A 13,203-nucleotide genomic window follows, 5' to 3' on the forward strand; every position below is an offset into this window, starting at 1 on the left:
ACTCCTTGTATTAATGTAAAAAGTGTCTTACGCCACTAAAATATAATGCAATACCATATTCATTAGCAGCTTGGATGATATCCTCATCTCTTATACTTCCACCTGGTTCGATGATGGCTTTTACACCTATTTTGCTGGCCTCATCTATGCTATCTCTAAATGGAAAAAAAGCCTCGCTTGCTAAAACACAACCATTTAAATCAAGTCCCATTTCCTTGGCTTTATTAATAGCTGCTTTAGCTGCATCAATACGACTTGTCATGCCCATGCCAATAGCCACCATAGCACCATTTTTTACATAAACTACGTTATTTGATTTGGTAAATGCAGCAATTTTCATAGCTATTTCAAGATCTTTTAATTCTTGTTCGCTAGCTTTTCTTTCACTTTTTAACACCGCATTTTTTAATTCATCTTCTTTAACTTCATCACTATCTTGATATACAAAACCACCATCTATATGTTTAAAATCATATTTGTCATAAGCTCTAGTTAAAAATGGCGCTTTTTGTGTAAAGATTTTAATACGCTTTTTATCTTTAAATACTTCCAAAGCATCATCATCTACATTTGCTGCAATGATTACTTCTATATAAATTTCATTGATTTTTTGTGCCAGTTCTTTATCTAAAGTTCCATTGATAGCTACAACCCCACCATAAGCACTTAAGGTATCGCATTTAAGCGCATGGATATAGCTTTGGAGTAAGTTTTCTTTTATGGCAAATCCACAAGCATTTGCATGTTTTACAATGGCTACTGCTGGAGCTTTATCAAAAGCACTTGCTAAATTTAAAGCTGCGTTGATATCGGTTAGATTGTTAAAACTTGCTTCACCCTTTAAGGTTGTAAAATTGTGTGTGAAAAAGTCATCAAATTCATATAAGGCGCCTTTTTGATGAGGATTTTCTCCATATCTTGTATCAAACACTTTTTGACCAACAATAAATTTACTTGCACCAAAACCACCATTAAAACGCTCATTCATATAATTTGCTATATAAGCATCATAATTTGCTGTATGCTCATAAGCTTTGATCATCAATGCTCTTCTAAAATCAAGATCTAAAGTATTATCTTTTAAGGCTTGTATGATTTTATCATAGTCTAAAATATCACAAACTACAATGACATTTTTAAAGTTTTTTGCACCACTACGTATCATAGCAGGACCACCGATATCAATATTTTCTACAATCTCATCAAAATCTTGGGTTAAAATTGTAGTTTTTTTGAAAGGATATAAATTCACACAAAGTAAGTCTATGCTTTCAATATTATGCTCTTTAGCTTGCTTTTGGTGATTTTCATCTTCTCTTTTGTATAAAATTCCACCATGAATTTTTGGGTGTAAGGTTTTTACGCGTCCTTCAAACATTTCAGGGCTTTGAGTAAAATCACTAACTTCTTGTACTTGCAAGTTATTTTCTTTTAAAAGCTTGTAAGTACCTCCAGTAGATAAAAGCTCAAAACCTAATTTTGCAAGCTCACTAGCAAATTCTACCACTCCTTCTTTATCACTAACACTAATTAGTGCTTTCATTGATTTTTCCTTTCTATGTATTGTTTTAAAAATTCATAAGATTCATTAACTTCTTGAAATTTTTTTACACCTTCTTTTATTTTTGCTTCATCGCTGTTGTTTGCGTTTAAAATATCAGGATGATATTTTTTAGCAAGTTCTCTATAGCGTTTTTTAAGCTCTTGTAAATTTACATTTTCGCTTACACCTAAAATCTCACATGCTTTTTGCAAATTCATACCTACTTTTTGAGTTTGCATAGAATTTAGAAGTCTCTCAAGTATGTTTACATCAAGATTAAAGGCTTTGATAATGGCTTTTAATACATCTTTTTTAGTGCTGTTAAGTTCCCCATCAATCAAGGCCATTGCGACCAAAACATTTAATATATTAATTCTTTCTTGTTGAGGTAAAGGTACTTCCTTGATGAGTTCTTTGGCTACTTCATAGGTGTCATTTAAGGTGTTTTTGTGTTCATTAAAACTTTGTTTTAAAAATTCTCTTTCTCTTGAATCTTTGGCATTGTAATCAAGAATTTGTGAGATCATGTTAGCTTCATTTTCACTAACTCTGCCATCGCTTTTTGCTATTTTTGCTAAAAGTGCTATAACATAGTAGTTTAATCTTCTTTTAAATCCATCAATTCTTTCTTCGTGATAGCCTTGTTTAAAACCTTGAGAGAAACTTTTAGCTCCTTTTTTAAAAGAGCCCAAAAGATCATCTTTACCCCATGTTTTATAATACCAATAAAATGCCAAAATTGCCAATACAAGTAAAACAAAAAGCATTTTTATCCTAAATATTCATTAAATTTATCAAAATAAATTGTTTGTAGTTTTGCTAAAGATATCTTAATATCATCTAAAATAAAATCTTTTTCATTTAAATTTCCAAGTTTTGTAAATTTAATTTCCATTTCATTTGCAAATTTGATAAATTTTTCTTCATTTTTAACACCAACTATAACTCTTGTTGGACTTTCTTCAAAAATAAAACTCTTATCTTCAAAATCAGTCTTTACTTCAATACCTAAATTTGCCTTTGCGCTCATTTTAGCTAAAGTGATAGCAAGACCACCTATGCCTATGCTATTAGCACAATCAAGCAATTTTGCTTCGTTTGCTTTTAGTAAGAAATCCCATAGTTTTAATTCTGCGTTAAAATCTATATCTTCAAGCTCTCCTGCCACTTTTTGATCTAGTACTTTAGCAATCAAAGATCCACCAAAAGCACCTTTGCTTTCTCCAAGTAGATAAATAGCTCTAGTGTCTTTACTAAAATATGATTTTAAAACATTTTCTGCTTTTTCATTTACTCCAACACAAGTTATGGTTGGACTCGGAAAAATACTTACTCCATCGGTTTCGTTATATAAAGAAACATTGCCACTTACTACAGGGGTATTGAGTTCTTTACAAGCGAGCTTAATGCCTTCACAACCTTGTGCAAATTGCCACATTACTTCAGGATTTTGCGGGTTGCCATAGTTTAAACAATCACTAATTGCCAAAGGTCTAGCTCCTGAGCATGCTATTTTTCTACCTGCACTTGCAACGGCTGCTGCTGCGCCGATTTTTGGATTTACATAGTTTAATCTTGAGTTGCACTCAATTGCCATAGAAAGTAAGCAATTGTTTTCTTTAATTCTAATGCTATTTGCTCCTAAAGCTCCATCGCTTTTTAAAGTATTAGTTTGTACGCTTGAGTCAAATTGCTCATAAATATAGGCTTTATCGTTAGCATTTTCATTTGCAAGAAGTTTTTCAAATGCTTCTTGAGTAGGAATGTTAAGTTTAAATTGATAGTTTTTTATTTCATCTAAGTATTTTGGTTTAGCTACAGGTCTATCAAGTATAGGTGCTTTTTCACTTAGTGGCTCAATCGGGATTAAACCAACTAATTCATCATGCCAAAATAGCTCCATTTTGCCAGTATCTGTAACTTCGCCTATAATAGCTGCATCAAGCCCCCATTTATTAAAAATCTCAATAACTTTTTCTTCATAGCCTTTTTTAGCGCAAATTAGCATTCTTTCTTGAGATTCGCTTAACATTAACTCATAAGGAGTCATACCTTCTTCTCTCATAGGAGTTTTATCAAGGTAAAGTTTCATGCCGCTACCACTGCGTCCTGCCATTTCAAAAGAGCTTGAAGTAAGTCCTGCTGCACCCATATCTTGAATTCCAACTATATAATCAGTTTTGAAAAGTTCCAAGCAAGCTTCCATTAATAATTTTTCAGCAAATGGATCGCCAATTTGCACAGTTGGTCTTAAGCTTTTACTAGATTCATTAAAACTATCACTTGCCATCACTGCTCCACCAAGCCCGTCACGACCGGTTTTTGAACCTACATAAATTACAGGATTGCCTACACCTTCAGCTTTTGCATAAAAAATATCTTCGATTTTGCAAGTTCCAAGTGCAAAAGCATTAACTAAGATATTTCCATTAAAACACTCATCAAAAGCACATTCTCCACCTATGGTAGGTACACCCATGCAATTACCATAGTGTGAAATTCCGCTTACCACACCTTTAACTAAATATTTTTGATGTTTGCCTATTTTTTCATCATGGATATTACCAAATTTTAAAGAATTCATACCCGCAACAACTCTTGCACCCATGGTAAAAACATCGCGCAAAATTCCGCCCACACCTGTAGCTGCGCCCGCAAAAGGCTCTATAAAACTTGGGTGATTATGACTTTCTACTTTAAATACAGCCGCCATTCCTTTGCCTATATCTATTACTCCAGCGTTTTCACCAGGACCTTGGATTACCCAAGGAGCTTTAGTTGGAAAGCCATTAAGGTATTTTTTACTTGATTTATATGAGCAATGCTCGCTCCACATAGCAGAAATTACTCCAAGCTCTAGCAAATTAGGCTCTCTACCTAATATATTTAAAATTTCTTGATATTCCTCATCGCTAATTTTGTGTTGTTTTATAATTTCTTTATCCATTTTCTCTCCTTTTTTTATTTACCTAAACAAAAATTACTAAACATAGCATCTAAAATTTCATCTCTTTCAAAATCTTTTGTAAATTGGGCTATTTCTCCTATGGCTAAATTTAGTTCAAAAGCAAAAAGTTCTAAAGAACTTTCTTTTAATAAATCCCTTGCGCGCAAAATAGCTTCGCTAGCATTCTTGCAGGCATTGAGTATTAAGGTATTGCTTATTAGCATTCCATCACCATCTAAAGTATTTAAGTATTCATTTAAATTTTCCTTTATGGCTTGGGTGTTTTCTTGAGCACAAATGCGTATACAAGAAGTGCTAATTTCATGTTGAAATTTGGTAACTAGGTCGCTTTTATTTAAAACATAAATGATTTTTTTATCACAATTTTTTAAAGCTTGTAAAATACGCTCATCTTCTTCTTCAAATTCTTTAGAACCATCAAAAACAGCTATGATGATATCTGCTTCTTTAATGCTTTCATAGCTTAAATTAACTCCGATTTTTTCTATCTCATCATCTGCATTTCTTATACCTGCTGTGTCGATGATTTTGATTAAATGCGAGCCTATTTTTAAACTTTCCTCGATACGATCTCTTGTGGTACCTGCAATATTAGAAACAATAGCCCTATCAAAAGCCAAAAGTGAATTTAACAAGGAACTTTTTCCTGCATTTGGTTTACCGATAATAGCAACTTTAAAGCCCTCTATAAGTCCTTTTTTGCTTAAAGAAATATCTACTATATTACGTAAAAGTTTTGAATTTTTTTCGCACATAGTGATAATTTGATCAAGTAAATCTTGTGGTAAATCATCATCGGCATAATCAATGCTAGTTTCTACAAAAGCAAGGGTTTGAACAAGATCTATTCTAATAGAATTTAAAAATTTACTTAAATCACCTTTAATATTTTTTGCTATGATATTTGCAGCACTTGCTGACTTTGACATGATGGCATCTTGTATGCTTAAAGCTTTTAAAAGATCCATCTTGCCATTTAAACAAGCTCTTTTGCTAAATTCGCCAGGGTTAGCAAGACGCGCTCCTGCTAAAATAAGCTCATCAAGTAAAATTTCACTTAAAGAAAAGCCTCCGTGGAGTTGAAATTCTACTATATCTTCTCCTGTAAAAGAGTAGGGCGCTTTAAAATAAATTACTAAGGCTTCGTCTAAAAAATCGTTGTTGTTTTTATAAAGTTTGCACAAATGTGCATAGCGTGGTGTTAGTTCTTTTTTGTGGGTAATTTTTAATGCAAGCTCTAAAGCTTTTTCTCCACTTACTCTAATAATACTTATAGAGCCCACTCCATGGGCTGTGGCAATGGCAGCTATAGTATCATTCATTCATTTTTCTTCAAAAAATCATTCACAACGATGTATCTTTGATCGTCATTTTGTTTGATAGCTACATATTTGTCAGGAAAGCGTTCTCTTAATTTTTCTAAAGCAAGTTTTAGCCAAATTCCATCAAGTGGTTTTGTTTGAACTCTTCCTGTGTTTTCTACTTTTTCTATAAGAATTTTTAAATAATTTTCTATAGCTTGGGTTTGATTTTCTAAAAATTGAGCAATTTCTAGTCTTGGTTGAATTTTGTATTTAGCGCTAAGCCAATTATAAAGCAAATAAGAAAAAGCCTTATATCTATGAGCTTCTTTGCCTATAAGTAAAGCCGCATCTTCTCCATCAAGTTTTATCAATACACAATTTTCATCCCAAACACTAACTTGTATAACCTTGATGTCAAAATCAAAAGTTGCTAGTAGCTTTTCTAATGAAATTTTTATCTCATCGATATAAGAAGTGATATTTCTTTCTTCTGAAGATTCTTTATGAAATGAATCAAAAATGGCATCATTTTTTACTTTATAATGCTCCTTAGGTTGAGCAATATCTTCAATTGGTTTTTGAAAATTTTCTTTGTATTCTTTCTTCGGTTCGTTTTTATCAAAGTTTTTTTGCGTATGCTTGTTAAATTTCTCATTATGAAATTTTTTAGTTTTTTCTTGATGAGGTTTTTGAATTTTTTTATGCTCTTTGATACAAATAATAGCATTTTTTCTAAACAAACCAAAAAATCCTGCTTTAGCATGCTGAATAACTTCATATTCTAGATCAATCACAGAGCACTCAAGTTGCTTTGAGGCTTCTATGAGTGCGGTTTGTAAGTCTTTAGCTTCTATGTTCATGTTTAGCTATTTCCTCTTTTTTGTGGTTTTTGAAAAGTTTATTTACGATCACTTGTTGAATAAGTGAGCATATATTATTTACACACCAATATAAAGTTAAACCTGCTGGGAAGGTTAAGAAGAAGAAAGTGAAAATTAATGGTAAAAATTTCATAATCTTTTCTTGCATAGGATCTTGTATGGCCATTGGTGTGATAAGTTGTTGGATAAACATAGTTAGACCCATAAATATAGGTAAAATAAACCATGGATCCATTACAGATAAATCTGTAATCCAAAAAGCCCAAGGTGCAGCTTTTAGTTCTATGGCATTTAGTAAAACTCTATAAATTGCAAAGAAAATTGGAATTTGAATGAGTATAGGCAAACACCCGCTCATAGGATTTGCACCATGTTTTTTATAAAGTTCCATCATATGTAAATTCATTTTTTGCGGATCACCTTTATAGCGCTCTCTGATTTCTTTCATTTTAGGTGCCAAATCTTTGAGTTTATTCATAGAAATCATTGATTTATAAGTAAGTGGGAAAAGAATAATACGCACGATTAAAGTCATCACTACAATAGCCCAACCCCAGTTACCCATGTAGCCGTGTAAAAAATTTAAAAATTCAAACATAGGCTTGGCTATAAAAGTAAACCAACCATATTCTACAACATCATCTAAATCCGCATGAATGCTTCTTAAAATTTCATGCTCTTTTGAGCCAACATAACCGCTTGCTTTAAAAGTATTTGTCGCACTTGCAAAAACGATAGAGTTTTCGTGATTATCTTTAGTAACTACAGCATTAAGTGGTTTTTCAAAATTATAAAAGAAAGCACTATAATAGCGATCTGAAGCTGCCATAAGGGTTACATTAGAAAAACTTTCATCATTTTCTACATCACCATCTTCTAACATTGTGATTTTATCATCTTTATCTAAGATTAAAACGCCATGCACTGTATAGCTATCAACTGCTATATTTGGACGATAACCTGGAGTGATAAAATAAGCTGTGTCTTTGCTTAGATTAACCTCTAAATCATAGTTTCCATATTTATGGAAAGTGATTTTTTTAGTTACTACTAAATCGTTTAGATTTTGAGTAAGGATTAAGGTTGTGTTTTCATCGCTTACATTGATAGTTTTTTGACTTGTGGTGTATGAAGTATTAAAAGCTTCTTGATTGATTTTTGCATCGCTAAATCTTATTTCTAGTGGTAAAGGCGATAAAGAAGTATCTACTAGATTAATACTTTTACCATTTTCGTCTTTATATTTTTCATCACTTAGATAAAACTTAGCTATTCTACCTAAAGAGTCAATATGTGCTTCAAAATGCTCACTTTTAACAACTGCTATTTCTTCTTTTTGATTAACACTAAGTTCTGTTTTTGGAGCTTGGGTGTTTGTGTTTGTAGTGCTTTGTGGGGCTGAATTGTTTTGTTCTATTTGGGTGATATTTTGCTCAGTTTGTAGAGCTTTGGGGATAAAAAAATAATCATAAACTACAAAAAATAAAAATGATAATACAACAGCAATTAATATGCGTTTTTGTTGAGATAAATTTTCTGACACGGATTGTCCTTTGGAAATATAATCTTAATTAAAAAAAATTGATTATCGTTGCAAGGGATATAAAGATAGTTGAGTTGTTTTAAAGCATTAAAACTAGGTTTAAAACATATACCTGAGTTTAGATTATTCTTGCGTATTTTAGGATAATCAATACCACCTTTAAAAAACGGATTGCATTTTAAAATTCTTAAAAAAACTGCACCAAATGCTTTAAAAATATTATTTTTTTTAAATTGCCACAAGGCATATTCAGAGCAACTTGGGTAATACCTACAGCATTGTGGTTTAAAAGGACTGATAAAGAGTTGATAAAATCTGATAAGTTTTAGACAAGCTATTTTATACATCCTATTTTTTTCAAACCCCATTTCAAGTTTTTTTCTAATTTTAAAAAAGGAATTTCATTAATACTTGTTTTGGCTACAAGTATGTATTTTCCGTTTTCAACTTGATTTTTAACCTGAAAAAAAGCTGATCTTAAGAGCCTTTTGGCTCTATTTCTTACGACAGCTTTTCCAACTTTTTTGCTAGCAACAACAGCGAATTTTTTTTCATCACTTAAAATGTAAAAGATGATCATGCCTTCGCAATGCCATTTTTTACCTTCTTTATAAATTGCTGCAAACTCTCCTAAGTCGTTAATACTTAGAAAATCTTTTATACCGCTAATCTTTTTCTACCTTTAGCGCGTCTAGCATTGATCACTTTGCGACCATTTTTACTTTTCATACGTACACGAAAGCCGTGAGTTCTTTTTTTAGGGGTTTTATGTGGTTGGTATGTTCTTTTCATATTTTTTCCTTAACTTAAAATAAAAAACAAAATAATAAGCGAGTATGTTAGCAAAATCTTACTTAAATCTGCTTTTAATTAAGAGTTATTTTAAAACTTTTTGCTAAATTTTGATTTTATTTTATAAATTAAGGAAAAATAATGGCTTTTGAAATTTGTGAGAGTAAAAAAGAAGATTTAGAAAAAATTTTGGAATTACTCAAAGAACTTGCTATTCATGAAAATATGCTTGATGATGTAAAATGCACAACTAAAGAACTTAAAGAATCGTTTTTTAAACATGAATATGCTAAGGCTTTGAGCTTAAAGGTTGATGGCGAGATAATAGGTTATGTGATGTATTATTTTACTTTTTCATCTTTTTGGGGCTTGGGTGGGTTGTACTTAGAAGATATTTACATACAGCCAAAACATAGAAAAAAAGGCTATGCTAGAGCTGTTTTTAAATACTTAGCACAAATTTGTAAAGAAAAAAATCTTAAACGCTTAGAGTGGGTTTGTTTAAATGATAATGATTTGGGCATTGAATTTTATACCAAGTTAAATGCAAGACATATGAGTGAGTGGAGAACTTATCGTTTAGAGGGTGAAAATTTAGAAGCATTGATGTGATGAATAAGCGTAGTTTGTATTATCTAAAAGCTTTTGGCTATGAATACTTTAACGAACAAAAGCAAATTAGACATTTTAACTTAAGTTTTAAAGAATTAAATGAAAGAGTGAAAACTTGCAATCTTTGTCATTTTTCCAAATTAAGAAAGTATAGTTTAATGGAAAAAGAAGCCAAAAATGCTAAAATTTTGATTTACCAAGCTTTTGTTGATAAAGAAGAAAATGAAAGTGGAAAGTTTTTTGCTTCTAAAAATAAGCAAGAGTTTTTAAGATTATTTAAAGAGCTTTTAAATTTAAAAGAAGATGAAATATATTTTTCTTATATGTTTAAATGTTTTAGTAATTTTAAAATAGATGATCAAGCATTAAAATTATGCTTGCCATATTTTTATAACGAGCTTGATTTTGTAAAAGCAAAGATTATTTTATGTCTTGGTCAAGAAGCTTTTGCGAGTTTGGGTTTTGAGAATTTTCAAAAATACAAAGGGCAATGTATGCGTTTTAATAATGCTTTGCTTTTGCCAAGTTATGATTTGAATTTTGTGAGTAAAAATCCTAGCTTTTATACTGAATTTATAGATGATATTAAAAAAATAAAAGGTTATTTATGAGAAAAAGTTTAGTTTGTTTGATGATGAGTTTTGTTTTAACTTTAAGTGTTTTTGCAAAAGAACAAAAGCCATCACCCATAGAACCTAGCGAGTCTTTTTATCCTAATTTAGAATTTCAAAATTGCGATAATGATTGTTTGTTTACTTTGCTAGAAACAGGACTTTATTTTAATTTTTTATCAAGATTTAACAATGATAATGCAAATGAACTTTTGGTTAATATCTATACTAAACTTTTAAACTCCATTATAGATTTTGAAAAAAGAATTCAAAAAAATGCTAGCATAAAATTAGCTATTATTTTACCTGAGCAAACGATTAAAAGCTACTCTAATACTATTATAAATTCAAGCATAGCGTATTTATTAAGACAAAGAGCGCAAATAAAAGTAAAGGTGTTTTTAATAGGCACTGAAGATGAGAGCAAAATAGCTAAAGCTTTTAAACAAGCTCAAGATGAGAAATTTAATTATATCATCGCAGGTTTTACAGATAAGGGTGTGAAAATTTTATTAAAAGAAAATCTTGATTCTAATGTAAAAGTTTTCATACCAACTGCGCACAAAAGAAATTTTGATACGCAAAATGAAAATGTATATTTTGGAAGTATAGATTATCAAAAACAAATTCAAAGACTTTTAGAGTATTCAAATGGTAAAAATATTATTTTTTCAGATGGAACACCTTTGGCAAATCGCTTAGATGAGAATGTTTTAAACGCAAGGAATGGTAGTGAGAAAATTTATACTATTAATAGTTCTAAATTTGATTTTAGAAGCATTTTAAATCAAAATAGAAGTTTTCAAGATTCTAGTATTATTTTAAATACTTCTTTGATAAAAACAGCGCTCATAAGCTCGCAAATAAGAACTTATGATATAGAGCCTTTTGTGTTATTATCAACTCAGATTAATTATAATCCTATTTTACTAAGCTTAACGCAAATTAATGATAGAAAAAAACTTTTGCTAGCAAATTCCATTTCTAATGAGGATCAAACTCTAAGCTATCTTAATGAGCTTTTTTCGCAAAATATTAACTATAACTGGATAGCGTATGCAACTAGCGTGGGTCTTGATTATTTTTATACGCAGTTTTTAGATAAAGACTCTCAAAGAATTTTCGATGAGAGTTTAAATAATAATCAATTTGACTATAAGGTTAAGATCATACGCTCGCAAGGCTTAGGTTTTACTCCTTTGCAAGATCAGTAAAAACTCTAGCTATAGCCTCATCTATAGGGGCTACTTTTTCATTTTTTAAAAAAGCTAGGGTAAAATCAGCTTCAAAAAGCTTGGTGTTTTCTTTATAAATCTCTTGTTTTATACAAACTGAGGCTTTTTTAAGCTTTGTGATAAATGTTTTTACTTCTATAAGATCTCCAAGTTTAGCGGGTTTTAAAAAGTTACAATTTGCTTTAGTAAGTAGAAAATGTCCTGTGTTTTTATCAAAAATTTTTGCGTTTTTTTGAAAAAAAATCTCACTTCTTGCTCTTTCGCAAAATTTTAAGTAGTTGCTATGATACACAACTCCACCTGCATCGGTATCTTCATAATAAATTCGTATTTGCATTTAAAATCCTTTAGTTTGGTATGATAGTGTTTTTTCTTGCTGTTTTTTGCAAGGAAAAGATGATTAAACCGAAAACTATGATATAAATTGATGTGATTAAATTTTGCCACCAGTTAAAATCATTACTTAATAAATTTGGTATTGCTAAAATCATTTTGGGTTGATTGCATAATGTTATAAAAATTATTATAGATGATATTATTATAGAAGTATTTTTTGCTTTTAAAAAAACATCAATAATAAAAAAACTTATTAATGCTATGGGGTATATATACCAAATTTTTCCTATAAGTAAGATATATAAAGCTATGGTAAAAATTAGCCATTTTACGTTTAAAACTAAATCTGTATGATGATCGCAAAGTTTGCGATAAAAGAGAAGTTGGTATTGCTCGATAGTATCTTTTAAATTTTTATTTTCTTTATGTTTTAGCTCCAATTCTCTAGCATAAAGCTCTTGTGCTCTTAATTCTGAAGCATCGATTAGATTGTGATGAGCTATGCGATTGCTTTTTAATTTTCTAAATAAATCTCTAAAATTTAAAAATTCATCATAAGTATTTTTATTTTTTTCTTTTAATTCATTATAGTCATATTGTATGCAATCATGCTTTATATTAAACTGATTAGAAAAAGTACAATTTATGAATTTTGGTTTGTTATCTAAAGTGGCATTGTCAAAAACTACGATATTGTTAAATATTACATTTTTAAAATTTAAATACTCTATATGTATGTTTTCAAAATTGACAATGCCTTTAAAAGTAATATCTTGAAAATGGTATATTTGTTTTGTTGTATCATTGGTATTAGTTGTATTACGTTTTTTACTGGAAATAAATTTAACATTATTAAATTCCACTTCGCTAAATATGATTATATTTTTAAAAAAAGAAGAGTTTATAAAACTAGCTTCACCTTCAAAACGCACTATGCTAAAATCAACCCTAGCTTTAAATTCTGCCTTATCAAAAGAAGTTTTACCTTTAAAAACTGCTTCTATAAAATTATTTTCTATGATTTCTTGATTTGTATGCTCAGCTAAGAATTTTGTTTCTATAAATCTAGCTTCGCCTTCAAAGCGTGCCATATTAAAATTAACCCTAGCTTTAAATTCTGTCCTAGCGAAAGAAGTTTTACCTTTAAAAACCGCTTCTCTAAAATTATTTTCTATGATTTCTTGATTTGTATATTCAGCTAAGAATTTTGTTTGTATAAATCTAGCTTCGCCTTCAAAGCATGCCATATTAAAATTAACCCTAGCTTTAAATTCTGCCCTAGCGAAAGAAGTTTTACCTTTAAAAACCGCTTCTCTAAAATTATTTTCTGTGATTTCTTGATTTGTATATTCAGCTAAGAATTTTGTTTGTATAAATC

General features: G+C 30.2%; 14 protein-coding genes. 3 read left to right on the top strand and 11 right to left on the bottom strand.

Annotation, left to right across the window (positions count from 1 at the left end):
* Positions 1 to 10: 10 nt before the first annotated feature.
* The 9 genes from purH to rpmH are packed head-to-tail and all read right to left on the bottom strand — an operon-like array spanning position 11 to position 9,031.
* On the bottom strand, positions 11 to 1,543 hold the full coding sequence (purH, locus tag CAMP5053_RS06205) for a bifunctional phosphoribosylaminoimidazolecarboxamide formyltransferase/IMP cyclohydrolase (RefSeq protein ID WP_214126107.1): 1,533 nt from the start codon (positions 1,541 to 1,543) through the stop codon (positions 11 to 13).
* Entirely contained in the window at positions 1,540 to 2,310 is a 771-nt protein-coding gene (locus CAMP5053_RS06210; protein WP_087699476.1) for a TerB family tellurite resistance protein, read from the bottom strand. The genes purH and CAMP5053_RS06210 overlap by 4 nt, the downstream gene beginning before the upstream one ends.
* Positions 2,311 to 2,312: 2 nt before the next feature.
* A complete protein-coding gene (gene purL, locus CAMP5053_RS06215; protein ID WP_337217485.1) occupies positions 2,313 to 4,490 on the bottom strand; it encodes a phosphoribosylformylglycinamidine synthase subunit PurL in 2,178 nt (725 codons plus the stop codon).
* Positions 4,491 to 4,504: 14 nt separating this feature from the next.
* Positions 4,505 to 5,833 (bottom strand): tRNA uridine-5-carboxymethylaminomethyl(34) synthesis GTPase MnmE, encoded by a 1,329-nt coding sequence (gene mnmE / locus CAMP5053_RS06220; RefSeq protein WP_337217486.1) that lies wholly within the window; start codon positions 5,831 to 5,833, stop codon positions 4,505 to 4,507.
* A complete protein-coding gene (locus tag CAMP5053_RS06225) occupies positions 5,830 to 6,675 on the bottom strand; it encodes a Jag N-terminal domain-containing protein (protein ID WP_337217487.1) in 846 nt (281 codons plus the stop codon). The genes mnmE and CAMP5053_RS06225 overlap by 4 nt, the downstream gene beginning before the upstream one ends.
* Complete coding sequence (gene yidC, locus CAMP5053_RS06230; protein ID WP_337217488.1) at positions 6,659 to 8,239, bottom strand: membrane protein insertase YidC; 1,581 nt, start codon at positions 8,237 to 8,239, stop codon at positions 6,659 to 6,661. Before yidC ends, CAMP5053_RS06225 begins: the two co-directional genes overlap by 17 nt.
* A complete protein-coding gene (yidD, locus tag CAMP5053_RS06235; RefSeq protein ID WP_039617892.1) occupies positions 8,203 to 8,586 on the bottom strand; it encodes a membrane protein insertion efficiency factor YidD in 384 nt (127 codons plus the stop codon). Before yidD ends, yidC begins: the two co-directional genes overlap by 37 nt.
* On the bottom strand, positions 8,574 to 8,900 hold the full coding sequence (rnpA, locus tag CAMP5053_RS06240) for a ribonuclease P protein component (RefSeq protein WP_214100535.1): 327 nt from the start codon (positions 8,898 to 8,900) through the stop codon (positions 8,574 to 8,576). Before rnpA ends, yidD begins: the two co-directional genes overlap by 13 nt.
* On the bottom strand, positions 8,897 to 9,031 hold the full coding sequence (gene rpmH / locus CAMP5053_RS06245; protein WP_012661270.1) for a 50S ribosomal protein L34: 135 nt from the start codon (positions 9,029 to 9,031) through the stop codon (positions 8,897 to 8,899). Before rpmH ends, rnpA begins: the two co-directional genes overlap by 4 nt.
* Before the next feature lie 138 nt (positions 9,032 to 9,169).
* On the opposite strand from rpmH, the gene CAMP5053_RS06250 reads away from it, so the two are divergent.
* The 3 genes from CAMP5053_RS06250 to CAMP5053_RS06260 are packed head-to-tail and all read left to right on the top strand — an operon-like array spanning position 9,170 to position 11,468.
* Positions 9,170 to 9,643 carry a GNAT family N-acetyltransferase gene (locus tag CAMP5053_RS06250; protein WP_337217491.1) on the top strand — a complete coding sequence of 158 codons (474 nt, stop codon included), beginning with the start codon at positions 9,170 to 9,172 and terminating at the stop codon, positions 9,641 to 9,643.
* Entirely contained in the window at positions 9,643 to 10,254 is a 612-nt protein-coding gene (locus CAMP5053_RS06255) for a uracil-DNA glycosylase family protein (RefSeq protein WP_214126113.1), read from the top strand. Before CAMP5053_RS06250 ends, CAMP5053_RS06255 begins: the two co-directional genes overlap by 1 nt.
* Positions 10,251 to 11,468 (top strand): hypothetical protein, encoded by a 1,218-nt coding sequence (locus CAMP5053_RS06260; RefSeq protein ID WP_337217489.1) that lies wholly within the window; start codon positions 10,251 to 10,253, stop codon positions 11,466 to 11,468. The genes CAMP5053_RS06255 and CAMP5053_RS06260 overlap by 4 nt, the downstream gene beginning before the upstream one ends.
* Here the strand turns inward: CAMP5053_RS06260 and CAMP5053_RS06265 are convergent.
* A complete protein-coding gene (locus tag CAMP5053_RS06265) occupies positions 11,446 to 11,826 on the bottom strand; it encodes a YbgC/FadM family acyl-CoA thioesterase (RefSeq protein ID WP_039617902.1) in 381 nt (126 codons plus the stop codon). The genes CAMP5053_RS06260 and CAMP5053_RS06265 overlap by 23 nt on opposite strands.
* Before the next feature lie 10 nt (positions 11,827 to 11,836).
* Positions 11,837 to 13,203, bottom strand: a 1,367-nt coding sequence (locus tag CAMP5053_RS06270; RefSeq protein WP_337217490.1) for a pentapeptide repeat-containing protein, incomplete at its 5' end; no start/stop codon positions are given.

Origin of the sequence: Campylobacter sp. S4:11 (genome assembly GCF_024723695.1) — a bacterium.
Lineage (GTDB): Bacteria > Campylobacterota > Campylobacteria > Campylobacterales > Campylobacteraceae > Campylobacter_D > Campylobacter_D jejuni_C.

What these genes read in the sequence shown, in the direction of transcription:
- CAMP5053_RS06255 (WP_214126113.1), top strand. Translation starts at nt 9,643, where the DNA reads ATGAATAAGCGTAGTTTGTATTATCTAAAAGCTTTTGGCTATGAATAC.
- CAMP5053_RS06225 (WP_337217487.1), bottom strand. Translation starts at nt 6,675, where the DNA reads ATGAACATAGAAGCTAAAGACTTACAAACCGCACTCATAGAAGCCTCA.
- CAMP5053_RS06210 (WP_087699476.1), bottom strand. Translation starts at nt 2,310, where the DNA reads ATGCTTTTTGTTTTACTTGTATTGGCAATTTTGGCATTTTATTGGTAT.
- mnmE (WP_337217486.1), bottom strand. Translation starts at nt 5,833, where the DNA reads ATGAATGATACTATAGCTGCCATTGCCACAGCCCATGGAGTGGGCTCT.
- rpmH (WP_012661270.1), bottom strand. Translation starts at nt 9,031, where the DNA reads ATGAAAAGAACATACCAACCACATAAAACCCCTAAAAAAAGAACTCAC.
- purH (WP_214126107.1), bottom strand. Translation starts at nt 1,543, where the DNA reads ATGAAAGCACTAATTAGTGTTAGTGATAAAGAAGGAGTGGTAGAATTT.
- yidD (WP_039617892.1), bottom strand. Translation starts at nt 8,586, where the DNA reads ATGTATAAAATAGCTTGTCTAAAACTTATCAGATTTTATCAACTCTTT.
- CAMP5053_RS06265 (WP_039617902.1), bottom strand. Translation starts at nt 11,826, where the DNA reads ATGCAAATACGAATTTATTATGAAGATACCGATGCAGGTGGAGTTGTG.
- purL (WP_337217485.1), bottom strand. Translation starts at nt 4,490, where the DNA reads ATGGATAAAGAAATTATAAAACAACACAAAATTAGCGATGAGGAATAT.
- CAMP5053_RS06260 (WP_337217489.1), top strand. Translation starts at nt 10,251, where the DNA reads ATGAGAAAAAGTTTAGTTTGTTTGATGATGAGTTTTGTTTTAACTTTA.